We start from the raw sequence: 18347 nt of genomic DNA, 5'->3' as shown, positions 1-18347 counted from the left end.
ACAGCGGAAAACTGTTCCAGCAGCTCTTTCGGAACCTTTGGTAACTCTCGGAGCGGTTTTTTTTTGGTTGGCATACATGCACCTCTTACTCATGTTATGCCCGAACACAAAATTTCTGACACCCTCCTAGCCCCCAAGCTAACCCCCTGCTGCGTCAACTCATCACTCTTGCGCCAGTTGTAGTTCCCGCGCAAATGCACCCCCGCCACCACTTCATGGCTCACCCCCAGGCTCGCTCGGGTCAGATCGCTATTTGGCGTGTACCCGGTCAGCGTAAAGTCGTTGGCGGGCAAGCTGGTCAGGTGCATGGTCACATCCTGCCGGTCATCCTCGAACTCGTGCTCCTGCGCCACCTCGGCAAACAGCCGGGTGCTCGGCAGCACCTGCACGCTCCCGAGCAACCCTACCCCCAGGCGGCGGGAGGTGCGCTCCTGGTCATCGAAGCCCAGTGCTGTCGAGCGGCCACTTTTCTCGTCGTAGCCGTCGACTTTTACCCGCGCATAGTCGGCGCTGATGAACGGCGCCAGCTGCCAGGTGCTGCCTTCGGCTGCGAGGTTGTAGCCAAGCCGCCCTGACATGGCCCAGGCTTCGCCATCGGTATCGCCCTTTTCACTGCGATCGTTTACGCCCAGAGCGAAGGTGCGCTTGAGGTCGCTGTAGTCCAGATGCCCTGCGGTCAGTGCGGCATCGGCCCACCAGCGGTCCTGGCGGTATTGGGCGAAGGCGCTGGCCAGGTAGCTGTTCAGCGTGTATTCCGAATCTTGCTGGCCAGCTTCCAGCTTCTGTCGGTAGACACCCCCAGCCAGGCCCAGACGCCAGGCGTCGTTCACCCGGTAGCTGCCGCCCACGGTCAGGTTGTAGCCGCGGCCATCACCGCTGGCCGCGCTGCGCTGGCCGTCGAAGTCCAGGTCCTGGGCACCGCTGGCGACAAAGGCCTGCCAAGGTGTCTGCCACTGGTTGCGCAGTTCATCCTGGTGGGCACGCAGGCTGGCATGGGCCATCTCCGGCAGCAGGGTCAGTTCCCAAGGGGCGGAAAGGATCGAGTAGCCGTAGTCGGCGATCAGTTGCTGACCGGCGATGGTCGGGTGTACCGAGTCATTGAACAACAGCTTGGTCGGGTCTGGCGTGGAGCCGTTGATGCCGTACACCGGGTTGGCCACGCAGCCTTCGCCGCTGTAGCAGGTGCCGACCAGATTCTGCCCGGTGGCCAGGCCGAACTGGCTGGGGTTGGCCAGGGCCTCGCCCAGCAACATGGGAACATTCAGCGGGATGATTTCGGCATCGATCTGCCTCAGCTGTCCAAGCAGCGACTGATTGAACACACTCGAGAGCTGCGACAGTGGATTTTGCAATGGGGTGCCGCTGTAGTTTGGCGTCTGCCCAAGGTCGGGGAGCAACCACACCATGATGTAGCGGGCACCGCCTTGCTGCAGAGCCTGGGCGCTGGCCGCCAGGCGGCCACCGGCTGCAGCAGCGTCGGCCGGGCTGCTCACCAGGCCTTGCAGGAAATCGTTGCCGCCGCCCGTCAGGTAGTACAACGCGTTGGGGTCGGCGCGCAGGCCGTTGGCGAGGTAGCCCGGTTTTTCTCGTAATACATCACCGGCGCCGGGGCGACCTGGCGGGATTACGGTTTTCGACGTGGTGGTGATCGAGTCGAGGATCTGCTGGGTGGTGTAGCCGCCCACCGCCCAGTTGTTACCGTCGGGCAGCCCCAGCACCGGGTTGAGGGGGGAGGTGGAAGGGCCTAGTTCCGATGGGGCCACTCCCAGTCGCCCGCCAAGGATCATCGGCGATACCGGGGCGTAGTTGCCATCGGCATCGCGGTTGGTGAAGCGCATGCCGCCAAACTGCCCGGCGTCGCTCAGGCTGTCGCCGAACACGATCATGCTGGAGTAGGGCGAGGGTGCAGCGAACGCCTGGCTGCAGGCTAACGCCAGCGAGGCCAGGGTAAAACGCAACAACGGAGCTTTTAACGGGGCTTTTCGCATCAGGGAACATCCTTTTCATTGTTTTTGTCGGAACAACCTGACCGACCTTAGCAAATCGCAGGGCTTCGCTTCCAAGTCCATTCGTTTCCCCGTGTTTACGGGCATATTGCGCCCATCGCCCCGGTAGGCTACTGTGCCGGGACGTATGAGCGAGACCTATCCTGTGTTGATCGTCAGCAAACTCTTGATGCGCGTAATCAAGGCCCACGCCCGTTGGCGTTGGCGCGCCTGACTCTATTCCCTGCCGGCCCGTCCGGCCCGCCCCCGTTTACCTTTCTGTTTTTGCGCCCCTGGTGGCAAAGCCGCGCCTGTGGCTTGTGCGGGAAGGTTCGAATTTTGAAGTCAGTAGATTCAAGAGGTTTAACCCAATGTTACTGATGATCGACAATTACGACTCATTCACTTACAACGTCGTCCAGTACCTTGGCGAGCTCGGTGCCGAGGTCAAGGTCATTCGCAATGACGAAATGACCATTGCCCAGATCGAAGCCCTCAACCCCGAGCGCATCGTCGTTTCCCCGGGGCCGTGCACGCCTAGCGAGGCGGGCGTGTCCATCGAGGCCATTCTGCACTTTGCCGGCAAGCTGCCGATCCTTGGCGTTTGCCTGGGCCACCAGTCCATCGGCCAGGCCTTTGGCGGCGACGTGGTGCGTGCGCGCCAGGTAATGCATGGAAAGACCAGCCCGGTCCACCACCGCGACCTGGGCGTATTCGCCACGCTGAACAACCCGCTTACCGTCACCCGCTATCATTCTCTGGTGGTCAAGCGCGAGACCCTACCTGACTGCCTGGAAGTGACTGCCTGGACTGCCCATCAAGATGGTTCGGTCGACGAGATCATGGGCCTGCGCCACAAGACATTGAATATCGAAGGGGTGCAGTTCCACCCCGAGTCGATCCTGACCGAGCAGGGCCACGAGCTGTTCGCCAACTTCCTCAAGCAAACCGGCGGCCGCCGCTAAGGACCGAACATGGATATCAAGAGCGCGTTGAGCCGTATCGTTGGCCAACTGGATCTTTCCACAGACGAAATGCGCGATGTCATGCGCCAGATCATGACCGGCCAGTGCACCGAGGCACAGATTGGCGCCTTCCTGATGGGCATGCGCATGAAAAGCGAAAGCATCGACGAAATCGTCGGTGCGGTATCGGTGATGCGTGAGCTGGCCGACAAGGTCGAGCTGAAGAGCCTTGATGGCGTGGTCGACATCGTCGGTACCGGCGGTGATGGCGCCAATATTTTCAACGTCTCCACCGCTTCCTCGTTCGTCCTGGCGGCGGCGGGTTGCACCGTGGCCAAGCATGGCAACCGCGCAGTCTCGGGCAAGAGCGGCAGTGCCGACCTGTTGGAAGCCGCCGGTATCTACCTGAACCTGACACCCATCCAGGTCGCCCGCTGCATCGACAGCCTGGGCATCGGCTTCATGTTCGCGCAAAGCCACCACACGGCCATGAAGCATGCCGCCGGTCCGCGTCGTGACCTGGGTTTGCGTACCCTGTTCAACATGCTCGGCCCGCTTACGAATCCGGCAGGGGTCAGGCATCAGGTGGTTGGCGTGTTCGCCCAGACCCTGTGCCGCCCACTGGCCGAGGTGCTGCAGCGCCTGGGCAGCAAGCATGTGCTGGTGGTGCACTCGAAGGATGGGCTGGACGAGTTCAGCCTGGCCGCGCCCACCTTCGTCGCCGAACTGAAGAATGGCGAAGTCACCGAGTACTGGGTCGAACCGGAAGACCTCGGCATGAAGAGCCAGAGCCTGCACGGGCTGGCTGTCGAGAACCCGCAGGCATCGCTGGAGCTGATCCGCGATGCGCTGGGTCGGCGCAAGACTGAAAATGGCCAGAAAGCCGCAGAAATGATCGTGCTCAATGCCGGCGCCGCGTTGTACGCGGCGGATCATGCGATGACCCTGGCACAGGGCGTTGAACTCGCCCATGACGTGCTGCACACCGGTCTGGCCTGGGAAAAGTTGCAGGAACTGGGTGCCTTTACTGCAGTATTCAAGGTGGAGAACGAAGCATGAGTGTGCCGACGGTGCTGGAAAGGATCATTGCCCGCAAGTTTCAGGAAGTCGCCGAGCGCAGCGCACGCGTCAGCCTCGCCGAGCTGGAGCGCCTGGCCAAGGTCGCCGATGCCCCGCGTGGCTTTGCCAACGCGCTGATCGAGCAGGCCAAGCGCAAGCAGCCGGCGGTGATTGCCGAAATCAAGAAAGCCTCGCCAAGCAAGGGCGTCATCCGCGAGCACTTCGTGCCAGAGGAAATCGCAGTCAGCTACGAAAGGGGCGGGGCGACCTGCCTGTCGGTGCTGACCGATGTCGATTACTTCCAGGGTGCCGACGAATACCTGCAGCAGGCACGTGCAGCAGTTTCGCTGCCGGTGATCCGCAAGGATTTCATGGTCGACCCTTACCAGATCGTCGAAGCCCGAGCCTTGGGTGCAGACTGTGTGCTGTTGATCGTGTCGGCGCTGGATGACGTGAAGATGGCCGAACTGGCTGCCACGGCCAAGGATGTCGGCCTGGATGTGCTGGTGGAAGTGCACGACGGTGATGAACTCGAGCGTGCGCTGAAGACCCTGGATACGCCGCTGGTGGGCGTAAACAACCGCAACTTGCACACCTTTGAAGTCAGCCTGGAAACTACTCTGGACCTGCTGCCGCGCATTCCACGTGATCGCCTGGCGATTACCGAGAGCGGCATTCTCAACCGGGCCGATGTCGAGCTGATGGCAATCAACGAGGTTTACTCGTTCCTGGTCGGTGAGGCATTCATGCGCGCCGAACAGCCAGGGCTGGAGCTGCAGCGATTGTTCTTCCCGGAACAGGTGAAGAAGACTGTTCAGCAACTGGACTGATCGAAACGAAGCCGGCGTTGTTGCCGGCTTTTTTGTATGCCTGAACAGGCCATCAATAACAACATCAAAGGTGGATCAATGACCGATCAACCCCTGGCCCTGACCGTCGAACAAGGCCTGCACGCCGAACAGGAACTGTTGGCTGCCGTCTGCCGAGGCGAACAAGACAGTGGTGTGCTGTTCTGGCGCCCGAACGACCACGCCCTGGTCATGCCGCGGCGCATGAGCCGGCTGGACAATTTCGAAGCCGCCTGCTCGGAGCTGGCGATTGCCGGGTGGCCGGTGCTGCTGCGCGAAACCGGCGGGGAGCCGGTGCCGCAGTCGCATTCGACGGTGAACGTGGCGCTGGTCTACGTAGCCCCGCGCAGCGAGGGCGACCATGGACGTATCGAGAACGCCTACGAACGGCTGTGCCTGCCATTGTGCGATGTGCTGCGCGAGTGGGGTGGGGTGGCCTCGGTGGGCGAAATCGATGGGGCCTTCTGCGACGGCCGCTACAACGTCAACCTCAATGGCCGCAAACTGGTCGGCACCGCCCAGCGCTGGCGCCAGGGGCTGGGCGGCAAGCGCCCGGTGGTGCTGGTGCATGGCGCACTGCTGCTGGACAACGAGCGTGAGTCGATGGTGGCGGCGGTCAACCGTTTCAACGAGTGCTGCGAGCTGGAGCAGCGCTGCCGTGCCGATGCCCACATCGCGCTGCACGAAGTAGCGCCAGAAGCGCCGTGGTTCGAGCGCTTGTCGCAGGCCTATGCCAAGGTATTGGCTGACCTGCCCAAGGACTAGCGAGTGCCGTAGACCACCATGGTCTTGCCCTTGACCTGTACCAGGCTGCGCTCCTCGAGGTCTTTGAGGACGCGGCCGACCATTTCCCGTGAGCAGCCGACAATCCGGCCGATTTCCTGGCGGGTGATCTTGATCTGCATGCCATCCGGGTGGGTCATGGCATCGGGTTGCTTGCACAGCTCCAGCAGGCAACGTGCCACCCGCCCGGTAACATCAAAGAATGCCAGGTCGCCGACCTTGCGGGTGGTGTTGCGCAGGCGCTGGGCCATCTGGCCACCCAGGGCGTAGAGGATCTCCGGGTCCTGGCGAGCGAGTTCGCGAAACTTCTCGTAACTGATTTCGGCCACTTCGCATTCGGTCTTGGCGCGTACCCACGCACTGCGCTGCTGCTCACCGTCAACGGGCTCGAACAGGCCCAACTCGCCAAAGAAATCACCTTGGTTGAGGTAGGCGATGATCATTTCATGGCCGTCGTCGTCCTCGATGATGATGGTGACCGAACCCTTGATGATGAACGAGAGTGTCTCGGCCCGGTCGCCAGCGCAGATGATGTTGCTTTTGGCGGTGTAGCGGCGGCGCTGGCAATGGACCAGCAGCTTGTCGATGTTCTTGATCTTGGCGGCTAGGGCGGAGGCAACCATCACGAAATCCTGTTCGATACGAGGCATAGGCTTTTTATAGGGGTGGGGCTGGCGGCAGGCGCCAGTCAATTGGCGCCAGCTTATCAGACACTACAGGATGTTTCGGTACTAAACCGACACGTCTCGTGCTTTTCCCACAGCCGCACAAGGTCTAAGCTGACACCCTTTTCCGAAAATCAGGAGTCCGGGTAGATGAAGGCACGTATCCAGTGGGCCGGTGAGGCAATGTTTCTCGGCGAATCGGGCAGCGGCCATGTCGTCGTGATGGACGGTCCGCCCGAGGCCGGCGGCCGCAACCTGGGTGTGCGACCGATGGAAATGCTGCTGCTGGGCCTGGGTGGCTGCAGCAGCTTTGATGTGGTCAGCATTCTGAAGAAGTCGCGCCAGGCGGTGGAAAGCTGCGAAGCGTTCCTGGAAGCCGAGCGTGCCAGCGAAGACCCGAAGGTGTTCACCAAGATCCACATGAACTTCGTGGTCAAGGGGCGTGGGCTGAAAGAGGCACAGGTCAAGCGCGCGGTAGAACTGTCGGCGGAGAAGTACTGCTCGGCGTCGATCATGCTTGAGCGTGCCGGGGTCGAGATTACCCATGGATACGAAATCGTAGAGCTGGGTTAAGGCTGAGACTTCAGGGCCGCTTCGCGGCCCTTGTGGGGCAAGATCAGTTGCGAAGCGCCGGCAACGCAGCCTGCACCCAGCCCGGCAAGCATCCTCGCATCACCTGGCTCAGCTTCTCCCGCCGCTTCTGGTAGACCAGCCCCAACCAGATAACCCCCAAGCCGATCAAGGTAACTACCAGCGGGAACAGCAGCGACTGGGCAAACACCTCATACGACAGGTATCCCAGGTACGCCGCCACCCCCAGCGCCCCGAACACCATGAACACAGGCCGGCGCAACAGCACCGCCATGCCCATAAGCGCGATATTGATCAGGCAGTACATCGCCTTGGCCCATTCGCTGCCGTTGTCCACCAGGGTAAGGCCGCCCCAGAATGCTGCCAACCCTGCCAGGTAACCCCAGTGGGCATAGTCCTCACGTGTGCGCCCGTCGACTCCGAGGAACACCAGCAGCAAGCCCAGCCCGAACCACAGCGAAACTTCGCGCCGCTGGTCCCAGTTGAACGGCGAGCCGAAGAACCATTCGCTCAGGTCCATCGACATGAACCACAAGGCCACGGCAATCGGCATGACGATGAACGGGTAGGGGATCAGCCGCAGCATCAGCAGCCCGGCAAACACTGTGGCGGCTTCCATGCCCAGCCAGCCGGCCTGCACATGGGTGTAGTACTGGTGGTAGCGCGCCTGCGCGTCATCCAGCGGCCACCAGCCGATCAGGCGCTCGATGGCGAATACCGCCAGCGGTACGATACTGACCGCGACTGCCGCCAGCACCCCGGCGGCAACAGGTTGGGCGCGTCGCTGCAGGTTGAGCGCGAACAAGGTAATCAGCAAGATATAGAGGCTGGGGATGATCAACAGCGCCCAGTCACCGATGCTCAGCCACGCTTCAGTGAGCAGCCAGCCCATGGCCGCCATGATCAACAAGGCGCCGAAATAGAAGGCGACATGCGCCAGCTGGAAGCTGCCGCGCTGCGCCGGTTGCTTGCGCAGGAATGCCAGCAGGGCCTGGTCCTGGCCCTGCTGGAGAACGCCGGCGTGCACGGCGCGCGCCAGGTCCTTGGCGTCGAATCGGTCCGTCATGCTAATCCTTCAGATGCGGTAAGTGCTCTTGGTCATGACCTTGGCCAACAGGCTCATGCCCAAGCGGACTGGGGCCGGGAAGCGATAGCCGCCGGCTTCCAGGGCCGATTCGGCGTGCTGCTCTTCGTCAATGCGCATTTGCTCGAGAATGGCCCGGGATTTTTCGTCCTCGTGCGGGATCTGCTCCAGGTGCTCGTCAAGGTGCTTGCACACCTGGTGCTCGGTGGCGGCGACGAAGCCCAGGCTGACCTTGTCACTGACCAGCCCGGCGAGGGCGCCGATGCCAAACGACATGCCATAGAACAGCGGGTTGAGCACACTCGGGTGGCTGTTCAGCTGGCGGATGCGCTGCTCGCACCAGGCCAGGTGGTCCACTTCTTCCTCGGCTGCATGTTCCATGGCCTTGCGTACTTCAGGCAGCTTGGCGGTCAGCGCCTGGCCTTGGTACAGCGCCTGCGCGCAGACTTCACCGGTATGGTTGATGCGCATCAGCCCCGCTACGTGGCGGGACTGCTGCTCGTCCAGCTCGATGTCCGGCTGGATGATGGCCGGCGATGGGCGGGCAGGCTGGCCGCTGAAGGGCAGCAAGGTGCGCATGGCGGTATCGGCCTGCAGCAACAAGCGGTCGAGCGGCGAGTAGTGACGTTCGGTAGCCATCGGGCACCTCCGCAAGAATGTGCCCGACAGTTTACCGCAATAGCGCCAGGGTCGCTTGCCGTGGATCAGCCCGGTGGCCAGTTCATCTGGCGCTGGCCAAGCACGTGCATGTGGATGTGGTAGACGGTCTGGCCACCTTTCGGGTTGCAGTTCATGACCACGCGGAAACCTTCCTCGCAACCTTGCTCCACAGCCAGGCGCTGGGCGGTGAACAGGATGTGGCCGGCCAGGGCCTTGTCCTCTTCGGTCAGGTCATTGAGGGTACGGATGTGTTTCTTCGGGATAACCAGAAAATGTACCGGTGCCGCGGGTGCAATGTCCTTGAAGGCCAGGATCTGGTCGTCTTCGTAGATGATATCCGCCGGGATTTCCCGGTTGATGATTTTGAGGAATAGATCGTCCACAGCACTTGCTCCATGGTGAGGGTCGGGCCGAGTGTACTCAGCCAGGCGCCGCGCGCCCAGTGGCTATTCCATGCCGGCGGGGCAGTAGCGGCGGTGGATGGCCCCGGCCAGCTTGCGCACCAGCCAGCGTGGCAGCAGGCGCGGGGCAAACGCCAGCCAGCGGTTGCGCCGGCCGGGCATGATCAGCGCGCGGTTCTTGTCCAGGGCGCGCACGGTGTACAGCGCTACTTCCTCTGCGCCGAGGCAGCGCGGCTTGCCATCGAGCCGTGGAATACGCCGGCGCGAGGAGCGCACCGGGCCGGGGCACAGCACCGAGACCTTGATGCCCGTGCGCTTGAGTTCTTCGCGCAGTGCCTGGGAGAAACTCAGGACGTAGGCCTTGCTGGCAGCATAGGCTGCCATCCACGGCCCAGGTGCCACCCCGGCCAGGCCGGCGACGTTGAGGATCTGCCCGCCACCCTGCACGGCCATCAGGTTGCCAATGGCGTGGCAAAGACGGCTCAAGGCCAGCACGTTTACCTCCAGCAGGTCCTGCTCGTCGGCCCACTCGTGGGCCAGCAGCGGCCCGTAGGTACGCAGGCCGGCACAGTTGACCAGCAAGTCGATACGCCGTTCGCCTTCTTCCAGTTCCAGCACGAAGCCTGACAGGCGCAGGGGCTGGCTGAGGTCGCAGGCGCGGAACAGCACCTCGACGCCGAAACGCTGGGTCAGCTCCATGGCCACAGGTTCCAGCGTTTCACGCTGGCGTGCCACCAGGATCAGGTTGCGCCCGCGCCGTGCCAGGGCTTCCGCCAGGGCCAGGCCCAGGCCGCTGGAAGCACCAGTGATCATGGCGTAACGGGTCATGCAAGGCTCCTGGGGGCTGTAGAAGGCGCCTAGTGTACAACTTGGCCGGGCAAGGTGTTGCCTTTTGCTACACGGTGCGCAAGCGCAAGCCCTGGCAGCGTTCCAGTGCGTGTTGGTACTCGTTATGGAGGCGTTCGATCAGCAAGCTGGCGCTGGGCAGATCGGTGATGCCGCCGACCCCCTGGCCAGCCGACCATACGGTCTTCCAGGCTTTGGCCTCGTCGTCTATGGGTTTCAGTTTGCCGGTTTCGTGGGCGTTTTGGAGGGCGTTCATGTCATAGCCGGCCTGCTCCAGGCTCGGGCGCAGGAAGCTGGCAGGGATGCCGGACACTGCTGGGGTGTGGATGATGTCGACGGCGTGGGCATGCACCAGCATTTGCTTGTAGGCGTCCTGGGCCTGGCTTTCTGTGGTGGCAATGAAGCGCGTGCCCATGTAGGCAAGGTCTGCCCCCAGCAGCTGCGCGGCCACGATTTCGTGGCCGTGGTTGATACAGCCGGCCAGCAGCAGGGTCTTGTCGAAGAACTGGCGAATCTCCGCAGCCAGGGCGAACGGGCTCCAGGTGCCGGCATGGCCGCCCGCGCCAGCGGCGACTGCGATCAGGCCATCGACACCGGCTTCGGCGGCTTTTTCCGCATGGCGGCGGGTAGTGACATCGTGGAACACCAGCCCGCCGTAGCTGTGCACCGCATCGACCACTTCTTTCACCGCCCCCAGGCTGGTAATGACGATCGGCACGCGGTGCTCCACGCACAGGGCCAGGTCTGCCTGTAGCCGCGGGTTGGTCGGGTGAACGATCAGGTTGACGGCGTAGGGCGCTGGCGCTTGAAGTTGCGCCAGCCCAGCCTCGATCTGCTCCAGCCAGGCCTTGAAGCCGGCGCTGTCGCGCTGGTTCAGGGCCGGGAAACTGCCGACCACACCGCTGGCGCAGCAGGCCAGCACCAGCTTGGGGTTGGAGATGAGGAACATCGGCGCGGCAACCACAGGCAGGCGCAGGCGTTGTTCGAGCGAGGCGGGTAGCGACATGGCAAGGCTCCTTGGGCGGGTGGCTATGTCAGAACGGTTTGACCACCACCAGAATTACGATGCCCAGCAGGAACAGCACGGGCACTTCGTTGAACCAGCGATAGTAGACGTGGCTGCGGGTGTTGCCGCCGTTGGCGAAGCGTTTGCGTTGGGCGCCGCACATGTGATGGTAGCCGGTCAGCAGGATGACCAGGGTGAGCTTGGCATGCAGCCAGCCCTGGCTCAGCCAGCCTGGGGTGAGGTACAGCATCCAGGCACCGAACACGTAGGTGGCAATCATCGCCGGGTTCATGATGCCGCGGTACAACTTGCGCTCCATGGTCACGAAGCGTTCCTGGCTGACGCTGTCCTGGCTCTGGGCGTGGTAGACGAAAAGCCGCGGCAGGTAGAACAGGCCGGCGAACCAGCAGACCACGCTGACGATATGCAGCGCTTTGATCCATAGGTAAAGCATGGAGGGAGTTCCTTCAGGTAATCACGGTCGTCAGATAGTAGTGGTCAAGCGCCCACAGGGGCACCCCAAGAGTTGTTACAGACGCTGTGCGCCCCTATTATCGTGCGCTTTCCAGACGGCTCGTTGATAAGGGGCAAGCGTTATGATCAAGGTCGGTATCGTCGGCGGCACGGGTTACACCGGCGTCGAACTGTTGCGTCTGCTGGCACAGCATCCACAGGCCGAAGTGGCGGTCATCACCTCGCGCTCCGAGGCGGGCGTGGCGGTGGCGGATATGTACCCGAACCTGCGCGGCCACTATGACGGGCTGGCGTTCAGCGTGCCGGACAGCAAGGCCCTGGCTGCCTGTGATGTGGTTTTCTTCGCCACACCGCACGGTGTTGCCCACGCCTTGGCCGGCGAGTTGCTGGCGGCGGGCACCAAGGTGATCGACCTGTCGGCCGATTTCCGTCTGCAGGATGCCACCGAGTGGGGCAAATGGTACGGTCAACCACACGGTGCGCCAGAGCTGCTCAAGGACGCAGTGTACGGCCTGCCTGAAGTCAACCGCGAGAAAATCCGCCAGGCGCGCCTGATCGCCGTACCGGGTTGCTACCCGACCGCGACCCAGCTGGGTTTCCTGCCGCTGCTCGAAGCTGGCCTGGCCGACCCGTCGCGCCTGATCGCCGACTGCAAGTCGGGTGTCAGCGGTGCTGGCCGGGGTGCGGCGGTGGGTTCGTTGTTCTGTGAGTCTGGCGAGAGCATGAAGGCTTACGCGGTCAAGGGTCACCGCCACCTGCCAGAAATCAGCCAAGGCCTGCGCCTGGCTGCCGGCAAGGACATCGGTCTGACCTTCGTGCCGCATCTGACACCCATGATCCGTGGCATTCACGCCACCCTGTACGCAACCGTTGCCGATACCTCGGTCGACCTGCAGGCGCTGTTCGAGAAGCGCTACGCCGATGAACCGTTCGTCGACGTGATGCCGGCGGGTAGCCATCCGGAAACCCGCAGCGTGCGCGGCGCCAACGTCTGCCGCATTGCTGTGCATCGCCCACAGGGCGGCGATCTGGTGGTGGTGCTGTCGGTGATCGACAACCTGGTCAAAGGCGCGTCCGGCCAGGCGGTGCAGAACCTGAACATCCTGTTCGGCCTGGACGAGCGCATGGGCCTGTCGCACGCCGGCCTGCTGCCGTAAGCCTGTGGTGCAGGAAAAGGCCCGCCATGTGCGGGCCTTTTTGTCGGTCACGACTAAAGGCGCACAATTCTTGACCAATTTTCTCGGAGAAGCGGATAATGCGCGTCATCGAGTTTTATGGCGGCTACTGCGCCGGGAGAATCAACATGAGCGTCGAAACCTTCACCCCTACGGCTTTGGAATTCACCCACGGCGCTGCACAAAAGGTGAAGAACCTGGTTTCCGAAGAAGGCAATGATCGTCTGAAGCTGCGCGTGTTCGTCACCGGTGGCGGCTGTTCGGGCTTCCAGTATGGCTTCACCTTCGATGAAGATGTGGCCGAGGATGACACCATTGTCGAGCGCGAGGGCGTGTCTCTGGTGGTCGACCCGATGAGCTTCCAGTATCTGGCTGGCGCCGAGGTGGACTACCAGGAAGGCCTGGAAGGTTCGCGTTTCGTGATCAAGAACCCTAACGCCTCCACCACGTGTGGCTGCGGTTCCTCGTTCTCGATTTGAGCCCTGAGCTTATGAAAACGCCGCGCAATTGCGCGGCGTTTTACTTTGTGGCGTAACCGTCAGGCCGGGTAGATCGCGCCAAGTACGCGCAGGCCCCTGGAGGCAGTGACGCTGGGACGGTTGGCAGCGATGCCTTCCAGGCAGCAGTGGGCAAGCCAGGCGAATGCCATGGCCTCTACCCAGTCCGGGTCTATGCCATGGGCGCCGGTACTGGCGACGCGGGCTGCCGGCAGCAGCTGGCCGAGGCGGGCCATCAGTGCCCCGTTACGCGCACCACCCCCGCAGACCAGCAGTGCTTCGGTGCTCTTCTGGGCATTGCTCAGCGAGTCGATGATGCTGCGTGCGGTCAGCTCCAGCAGCGTTGCCTGCACATCCTCGTCGCGGTAAGCGGGCAGGCGGGCGAGGTGGCCATCCAGCCAGTGCAGGTTGAACACTTCGCGGCCAGTGCTTTTCGGGCCGCTCCCGGCAAAGAACGGGTCGGCCAGCAGTGTGCGCAGCAAGTCCGCCTGCACTGCACCGGAAGCGGCCCAGGCGCCATCGGCATCGTAGGTCGCGCCGCGCTTGCGCTCGATCCAGGCATCCAGCAGCACGTTACCGGGGCCGCAGTCGAAGCCGTGGACCGGCTGGTCTTGCTCGATCAGGCTCAGGTTGCTGAAACCGCCCACGTTGAGCACCGCCAGACGCTGGCCGAGGTGGCTGAACAGGGTTTCGTGGAAGGCGGGCACCAGCGGCGCACCTTGGCCACCGGCAGCAACGTCGCGCCTGCGGAAGTCGGCGACCACGCTGATGCCGGTAAGCTCGGCCAGCAGCGCCGGGTTGCCGATCTGCACGGTAAAGCTGCGTGCGGGCTCGTGGCGAATGGTCTGGCCATGGCTGCCGATGGCACGGATGGCACCGGCCTGCAGGCCTTCGCGGGCCAGCAATTGGCCAATACCTTCGCCTGCCAGGCTGGCCCAGCGGTTTTCTGCCAGCGCAGCACGCGCGATTTCGTCAGGGCCGCTGCTGCACAAGGCAAGCAGCTCCTGGCGCAGGTCGACGGGCATTGGCAGGTAATGGGTGGCGAGCAGTTTCAGATGCTCGCCTTGCTCGATCAGGGCAATGTCCAGGCCGTCGAGGCTGGTACCAGACATCACCCCCAGGTAAAGCGCCATGGCTTAGCGCTTGTTCGCTGCGAGCATGGTGGCCTTTTCCTGGTCCATGCGCGCGATCAGGGGTTGGCTCTGCTGCATGAAGCGCTGGCGTTCGCTCTTGGCGATCGGGTCTGCCATTGGCACTTTCTGGCTCAGCGGATCGACGTGCACGCCGTTGACCTGGAACTCGTAGTGCAGGTGCGGGCCGGTGGACAGGCCGGTGGTACCGATGTAGCCGATGATCTGGCCCTGCTTCACCGAGCTGCCGGTCTTGATGCCTTTGGCGAAGCCCTGCATGTGCCCGTACAGCGTCTTGTAGCGGTTGCCATGCTGGATGATCACGGTGTTGCCGTAACCGCCACGGCGCCCGGCCAGCTCGATGCGGCCGTCACCGGCAGCCTTGATCGGGGTACCGCGTGGGGCAGCGTAGTCGACACCTTTGTGGGCGCGGATCTTGTTCAGGATCGGGTGCTTGCGGCCAGCGGAGAAGCGCGAGCTGATGCGGGCGAAATCTACCGGGGTACGGATGAAGGCCTTGCGCAGGCTGTTGCCATCGGCGGTGTAGTAGTTGGTATTGCCCTGCTTGTTGGTGTAGCGCACGGCGGTGTAGGTCTTGCCGCGGTTTGTGAAGCGCGCGGACAGTATGTTGCCGGTGCCGACGACCTTGCCGTCCATCACCTTCTGCTCGTAGACCACATCGAATTCGTCACCTTGGCGAATGTCCTGGGCGAAGTCGATGTCGTACCCCAGCACTCGGGCCATGTCCATGGTCATGCTGTGAGACAGGCCGGCGCGCTGGGCCGAGGCGGACAGGGAGCTCTTGATCACGCCGTGGGCATAGGCGGTACGCACCACCGGCTTGCTGATTTCACGGTTGAAGGTGTAGCCCTTGGCGGTTTTGGTAAGGCGAATGGTCTCGAGGTTGCCGACCTTGCTGTGCAGGCTCGCCAGCTGGCCGTCCTTGTCCAGTTCGAATTGCAGCACCTGGCCATGCTTGAGCTGGCTGAACTGCTTGGCTTGCTTGTTGCTCGCCAGCAGGTCGTGTACTGCATTGGTTGGCAGCCCCACCTTGGCAAACAGGGTAGACAGCGTGTCGCCGCGGGCCACGGTAACTTCGCGATGTCCGGGCTCCTTGGCAGCCTCGACGACCGGTTCGGCGGCAGGGGCTTGTTGCTCGGCGTTCTGGGTCTCGGCGGTGGCGTCTTCGATCTGGGCGAACGGCGAGCCTTGCTCCCCATTGGTTTGCACCAGGGGAGCAGCACGAGATTCGTCTTTCAGTTGCTCGGCCGGGCTCTCCAGCTCGAGGTTGAGGGTGGTTTTCTTGGCTTCCACTTCGCTGGAGGGAAACACCAGCAAAGCCAGGCTGAGCAGGGCGGCGATGCCGCTGGCGGCCAACAGATGGCTTTTCGGATAAAGCGGGGGCGCTTTAGGCGGTTCGTTGGTCATGAGTAAGGTGACTTTGAAAAAAGTGAAATGGAATAGATGAATGACATGATGAAGATGAAATAACTGTATAAAATATAACCAAATCCAGTTTCACGCAAGGGCGCATAGACGCCGCAACCCCGTGTCCGGGTCACATTCCTTTGCGAAACTTGTAATTGACGGCCGATCTTGTATGGTTGGCTCCCCCTGAATCTGAGCCTTGCGGGTTTGTCTATGAAGTCGGTTGAAGAGCAGCTGGCGCTTATCAAGCGCGGTGCGGAAGAAGTACTGGTCGAGTCGGAACTGGTGGAGAAGCTCAAGCGCGGCCAACCTCTGCGCATCAAGGCCGGCTTCGACCCGACCGCACCCGACCTGCACCTGGGTCACACGGTGCTGATCAACAAGCTGCGCCAGTTCCAGGAGCTGGGGCATACGGTCATCTTCCTGATTGGTGACTTCACCGGCATGATCGGCGACCCCAGCGGCAAGAGCGCCACGCGCCCGCCGCTGACTCGCGAGCAGGTGCTCGACAACGCCGAGACCTATAAACAGCAGGTGTTCAAGATCCTCGACCCGGCAAAGACCGAAGTCGCGTTCAACTCCACCTGGATGGACACGCTGACCCCGGCCGACTTCATTCGCCTGGCGTCGCAGTACACCGTGGCGCGCATGCTCGAGCGCGATGACTTCGACAAACGCTACACCACCAATCAGCCGATCGCGATCCACGAGTTCCTTTATCCGCTGGTGCAGGGCTATGACTCGGTGGCGCTCAAGGCGGATGTCGAGCTGGGTGGTACCGACCAGAAGTTCAACCTGCTGATGGGGCGCGAGTTGCAGCGTGCCTACGGCCAGGAGGCGCAGAACATCGTGACCATGCCGCTGCTCGAAGGGCTTGATGGCGTGAAGAAGATGTCCAAGTCGCTGGGCAACTATGTAGGTATCCAGGAAGCGCCGGGCGTGATGTACAGCAAGCTGGTGTCGATCCCGGATACTTTGATGTGGCGTTACTTCGAACTGTTGAGCTTCCGTTCTATGGAAGAGATCGAGCAGTTCCGTGCCGATGTGGCCAATGGTGCCAACCCGCGGGATATCAAGATCAAGCTGGCGGAAGAGATTGTTGCTCGGTTCCATGGTGAGGAGGCAGCGGCTAATGCTCACCGTGCGGCGGGTAATCGCATGAAAGAGGGGGAGCTACCGGAAGATCTGCCGGAAGTCGAAGTGGCCGCGGCTGAGGACTTGCCGATTGCTGCCGTGCTGAACCGGGCGGGGCTGGTGAAGAACTCGGCGCAGGCGCGGGACTTGCTGAGTGGTGGTGCCGTCAAGGTTGATGGTGCGGTGGTGGATCGTGACTTCGTATTTGCGCTGGGCGCGACACATGTGTGCCAGGCAGGCAAGAAGTCGTTTGCGCGGGTCACGCTCAAGGCTGAGTGAGCGGCTGGTGGTGTAGCTATATAGAAGCGGGGAGGCCGGTAGGCCTCCCCGCTTTGTTTTTGGGGTTGTTCGCCTTGGATCTCACAGGCGAGGGAAGGGTTGTGGTAGGCACTTGTCGGCCTTGATACGGTCTTTGCCCCTATATTTCACTTTCTTGAAATTAAAGGTTGACGCCCTTTCGAATCCCCTTATAATGCGCCCCACTTCCAGCGACAATGGAACGACAAACTCCTTGATATTCAACGAGTTAGGTAGTTCAGAAGATGCTGTAAGGGCTTCGATCGAAAGATCGGCAGCGGTGATAAAGGCAGTTGACAGCGGGTTTAAACGCTGTATTATTCGCCTCCCGCTACGAGAGATCGCAGCGAGCCAAGTGTTTGAAGCTAAACGAGTTTCTCGGAAAAACTTCAAAATAAACGCTTGACAGGCTCTGAGGAAAGCGTAGAATGCGCGCCTCGGTTGAGACGAAAAGCTCTTAACCAAACGCTCTTTAACAAATTGAATCAAGCAATTCGTGTGGGTGCTTGTGAGTACGGACTGATAGTCAGAAAGATTATCAGCATCACAAGTGGCCATGCGAGAAATCACATAGTCATTTGAGATTGCTGAGCCAAGTTTAGGGTTTCTTAAAAACCCAAGCAGTATTGAACTGAAGAGTTTGATCATGGCTCAGATTGAACGCTGGCGGCAGGCCTAACACATGCAAGTCGAGCGGATGACGGGAGCTTGCTCCTGGATTCAGCGGCGGACGGGTGAGTAATGCCTAGGAATCTGCCTGGTAGTGGGGGACAACGTTTCGAAAGGAACGCTAATACCGCATACGTCCTACGGGAGAAAGCAGGGGACCTTCGGGCCTTGCGCTATCAGATGAGCCTAGGTCGGATTAGCTAGTTGGTGGGGTAATGGCTCACCAAGGCGACGATCCGTAACTGGTCTGAGAGGATGATCAGTCACACTGGAACTGAGACACGGTCCAGACTCCTACGGGAGGCAGCAGTGGGGAATATTGGACAATGGGCGAAAGCCTGATCCAGCCATGCCGCGTGTGTGAAGAAGGTCTTCGGATTGTAAAGCACTTTAAGTTGGGAGGAAGGGCAGTAAGCGAATACCTTGCTGTTTTGACGTTACCGACAGAATAAGCACCGGCTAACTCTGTGCCAGCAGCCGCGGTAATACAGAGGGTGCAAGCGTTAATCGGAATTACTGGGCGTAAAGCGCGCGTAGGTGGTTTGTTAAGTTGGATGTGAAAGCCCCGGGCTCAACCTGGGAACTGCATCCAAAACTGGCAAGCTAGAGTACGGTAGAGGGTGGTGGAATTTCCTGTGTAGCGGTGAAAT

The 18347-nt window shown here is 61.6% G+C and carries 18 protein-coding genes and 1 rRNA gene; 9 read left to right on the top strand and 10 right to left on the bottom strand.

Annotation, left to right across the window (positions count from 1 at the left end; translation table 11 throughout):
• Positions 1-89: 89 nt before the first annotated feature.
• Positions 90-1988, bottom strand: a complete 1899-nt coding sequence (gene estP / locus HP547_RS15085; RefSeq protein ID WP_172286707.1) for an esterase EstP — start codon at positions 1986-1988, stop codon at positions 90-92.
• A 368-nt stretch (positions 1989-2356) separates the two neighbouring features.
• Between estP and HP547_RS15080 the strand changes: the two genes are divergently transcribed.
• From HP547_RS15080 to HP547_RS15065, 4 genes are all read left to right on the top strand, one after another.
• Positions 2357-2950: an aminodeoxychorismate/anthranilate synthase component II gene (locus tag HP547_RS15080; protein ID WP_172286706.1), complete on the top strand. Its 594-nt coding sequence runs from the start codon at positions 2357-2359 to the stop codon at positions 2948-2950.
• A gap of 9 nt (positions 2951-2959) precedes the next feature.
• Positions 2960-4009 (top strand): anthranilate phosphoribosyltransferase, encoded by a 1050-nt coding sequence (gene trpD, locus HP547_RS15075; protein WP_172229497.1) that lies wholly within the window; start codon positions 2960-2962, stop codon positions 4007-4009.
• Complete coding sequence (trpC, locus tag HP547_RS15070; protein ID WP_172229495.1) at positions 4006-4839, top strand: indole-3-glycerol phosphate synthase TrpC; 834 nt, start codon at positions 4006-4008, stop codon at positions 4837-4839. The genes trpD and trpC overlap by 4 nt, the downstream gene beginning before the upstream one ends.
• Positions 4840-4917: 78 nt before the next feature.
• On the top strand, positions 4918-5622 hold the full coding sequence (locus tag HP547_RS15065) for a lipoate--protein ligase family protein (protein WP_172229493.1): 705 nt from the start codon (positions 4918-4920) through the stop codon (positions 5620-5622).
• Here HP547_RS15065 and crp read toward each other — a convergent pair.
• Positions 5619-6263 (bottom strand): cAMP-activated global transcriptional regulator CRP, encoded by a 645-nt coding sequence (gene crp, locus HP547_RS15060; RefSeq protein WP_172229491.1) that lies wholly within the window; start codon positions 6261-6263, stop codon positions 5619-5621. The two genes, HP547_RS15065 and crp, sit on opposite strands and share 4 nt — an antisense overlap.
• 192 nt (positions 6264-6455) lie before the next feature.
• Here crp and HP547_RS15055 point away from each other — a divergent pair, with 192 nt between their 5' ends.
• Positions 6456-6878, top strand: a complete 423-nt coding sequence (locus tag HP547_RS15055; RefSeq protein WP_004376171.1) for an OsmC family protein — start codon at positions 6456-6458, stop codon at positions 6876-6878.
• A gap of 43 nt (positions 6879-6921) precedes the next feature.
• Here HP547_RS15055 and HP547_RS15050 read toward each other — a convergent pair whose 3' ends face one another.
• From HP547_RS15050 to hemJ, 6 genes are all read right to left on the bottom strand, one after another.
• Positions 6922-7962: a DUF2157 domain-containing protein gene (locus tag HP547_RS15050; RefSeq protein ID WP_172286705.1), complete on the bottom strand. Its 1041-nt coding sequence runs from the start codon at positions 7960-7962 to the stop codon at positions 6922-6924.
• A gap of 9 nt (positions 7963-7971) precedes the next feature.
• Positions 7972-8619 (bottom strand): 2-polyprenyl-3-methyl-6-methoxy-1,4-benzoquinone monooxygenase, encoded by a 648-nt coding sequence (gene coq7, locus HP547_RS15045; RefSeq protein ID WP_172286704.1) that lies wholly within the window; start codon positions 8617-8619, stop codon positions 7972-7974.
• Positions 8620-8684: 65 nt separating this feature from the next.
• Positions 8685-9023 (bottom strand): histidine triad nucleotide-binding protein, encoded by a 339-nt coding sequence (locus HP547_RS15040; RefSeq protein WP_003255518.1) that lies wholly within the window; start codon positions 9021-9023, stop codon positions 8685-8687.
• Between the two features lie 63 nt (positions 9024-9086).
• On the bottom strand, positions 9087-9869 hold the full coding sequence (locus tag HP547_RS15035) for an SDR family oxidoreductase (RefSeq protein WP_172229753.1): 783 nt from the start codon (positions 9867-9869) through the stop codon (positions 9087-9089).
• A 67-nt stretch (positions 9870-9936) separates the two neighbouring features.
• The gene (locus tag HP547_RS15030; RefSeq protein ID WP_172286703.1) at positions 9937-10893 is read right to left on the bottom strand and encodes a nitronate monooxygenase family protein; all 957 of its coding nucleotides are present in this window, start codon (positions 10891-10893) and stop codon (positions 9937-9939) included.
• Positions 10894-10921: 28 nt separating this feature from the next.
• Positions 10922-11347, bottom strand: coding sequence for a protoporphyrinogen oxidase HemJ (gene hemJ / locus HP547_RS15025; protein ID WP_172229749.1), 426 nt, complete (start codon positions 11345-11347; stop codon positions 10922-10924).
• A 142-nt stretch (positions 11348-11489) separates the two neighbouring features.
• On the opposite strand from hemJ, the gene argC reads away from it, so the two are divergent.
• Together argC and erpA are read left to right on the top strand one after the other, a co-directional pair.
• Positions 11490-12524 carry an N-acetyl-gamma-glutamyl-phosphate reductase gene (gene argC, locus HP547_RS15020; RefSeq protein WP_172286702.1) on the top strand — a complete coding sequence of 345 codons (1035 nt, stop codon included), beginning with the start codon at positions 11490-11492 and terminating at the stop codon, positions 12522-12524.
• Between the two features lie 146 nt (positions 12525-12670).
• Entirely contained in the window at positions 12671-13021 is a 351-nt protein-coding gene (erpA, locus tag HP547_RS15015) for an iron-sulfur cluster insertion protein ErpA (RefSeq protein ID WP_172229747.1), read from the top strand.
• A 59-nt stretch (positions 13022-13080) separates the two neighbouring features.
• Here the strand turns inward: erpA and HP547_RS15010 are convergent, their stop codons facing one another.
• Together HP547_RS15010 and HP547_RS15005 are read right to left on the bottom strand one after the other, a co-directional pair.
• Positions 13081-14172 (bottom strand): anhydro-N-acetylmuramic acid kinase, encoded by a 1092-nt coding sequence (locus tag HP547_RS15010; protein WP_172286701.1) that lies wholly within the window; start codon positions 14170-14172, stop codon positions 13081-13083.
• 3 nt (positions 14173-14175) lie between these two features.
• Positions 14176-15597, bottom strand: coding sequence for a peptidoglycan DD-metalloendopeptidase family protein (locus HP547_RS15005; protein ID WP_172286700.1), 1422 nt, complete (start codon positions 15595-15597; stop codon positions 14176-14178).
• Between the two features lie 213 nt (positions 15598-15810).
• Between HP547_RS15005 and tyrS the strand changes: the two genes are divergently transcribed.
• A complete protein-coding gene (tyrS, locus tag HP547_RS15000) occupies positions 15811-17010 on the top strand; it encodes a tyrosine--tRNA ligase (RefSeq protein WP_172286699.1) in 1200 nt (399 codons plus the stop codon).
• Between the two features lie 646 nt (positions 17011-17656).
• Positions 17657-18347 (top strand): 16S ribosomal RNA (locus HP547_RS14995); the annotation flags it as partial.

The sequence above is a fragment of the Pseudomonas sp. CM27 genome (genome assembly GCF_013179515.1).
GTDB lineage: Bacteria > Pseudomonadota > Gammaproteobacteria > Pseudomonadales > Pseudomonadaceae > Aquipseudomonas.
The sequence above is the reverse complement of the archived record's forward strand: the minus strand, read 5'-3'. Positions and strand labels throughout refer to the sequence as shown.

What these genes read in the sequence shown, in the direction of transcription:
- estP (WP_172286707.1), bottom strand. Translation starts at nt 1,988, where the DNA reads ATGCGAAAAGCCCCGTTAAAAGCTCCGTTGTTGCGTTTTACCCTGGCC.
- tyrS (WP_172286699.1), top strand. Translation starts at nt 15,811, where the DNA reads ATGAAGTCGGTTGAAGAGCAGCTGGCGCTTATCAAGCGCGGTGCGGAA.
- HP547_RS15010 (WP_172286701.1), bottom strand. Translation starts at nt 14,172, where the DNA reads ATGGCGCTTTACCTGGGGGTGATGTCTGGTACCAGCCTCGACGGCCTG.
- hemJ (WP_172229749.1), bottom strand. Translation starts at nt 11,347, where the DNA reads ATGCTTTACCTATGGATCAAAGCGCTGCATATCGTCAGCGTGGTCTGC.
- HP547_RS15005 (WP_172286700.1), bottom strand. Translation starts at nt 15,597, where the DNA reads ATGACCAACGAACCGCCTAAAGCGCCCCCGCTTTATCCGAAAAGCCAT.
- HP547_RS15065 (WP_172229493.1), top strand. Translation starts at nt 4,918, where the DNA reads ATGACCGATCAACCCCTGGCCCTGACCGTCGAACAAGGCCTGCACGCC.
- HP547_RS15080 (WP_172286706.1), top strand. Translation starts at nt 2,357, where the DNA reads ATGTTACTGATGATCGACAATTACGACTCATTCACTTACAACGTCGTC.
- trpD (WP_172229497.1), top strand. Translation starts at nt 2,960, where the DNA reads ATGGATATCAAGAGCGCGTTGAGCCGTATCGTTGGCCAACTGGATCTT.
- erpA (WP_172229747.1), top strand. Translation starts at nt 12,671, where the DNA reads ATGAGCGTCGAAACCTTCACCCCTACGGCTTTGGAATTCACCCACGGC.
- argC (WP_172286702.1), top strand. Translation starts at nt 11,490, where the DNA reads ATGATCAAGGTCGGTATCGTCGGCGGCACGGGTTACACCGGCGTCGAA.
- coq7 (WP_172286704.1), bottom strand. Translation starts at nt 8,619, where the DNA reads ATGGCTACCGAACGTCACTACTCGCCGCTCGACCGCTTGTTGCTGCAG.
- trpC (WP_172229495.1), top strand. Translation starts at nt 4,006, where the DNA reads ATGAGTGTGCCGACGGTGCTGGAAAGGATCATTGCCCGCAAGTTTCAG.
- HP547_RS15050 (WP_172286705.1), bottom strand. Translation starts at nt 7,962, where the DNA reads ATGACGGACCGATTCGACGCCAAGGACCTGGCGCGCGCCGTGCACGCC.
- HP547_RS15030 (WP_172286703.1), bottom strand. Translation starts at nt 10,893, where the DNA reads ATGTCGCTACCCGCCTCGCTCGAACAACGCCTGCGCCTGCCTGTGGTT.
- crp (WP_172229491.1), bottom strand. Translation starts at nt 6,263, where the DNA reads ATGGTTGCCTCCGCCCTAGCCGCCAAGATCAAGAACATCGACAAGCTG.
- HP547_RS15035 (WP_172229753.1), bottom strand. Translation starts at nt 9,869, where the DNA reads ATGACCCGTTACGCCATGATCACTGGTGCTTCCAGCGGCCTGGGCCTG.
- HP547_RS15055 (WP_004376171.1), top strand. Translation starts at nt 6,456, where the DNA reads ATGAAGGCACGTATCCAGTGGGCCGGTGAGGCAATGTTTCTCGGCGAA.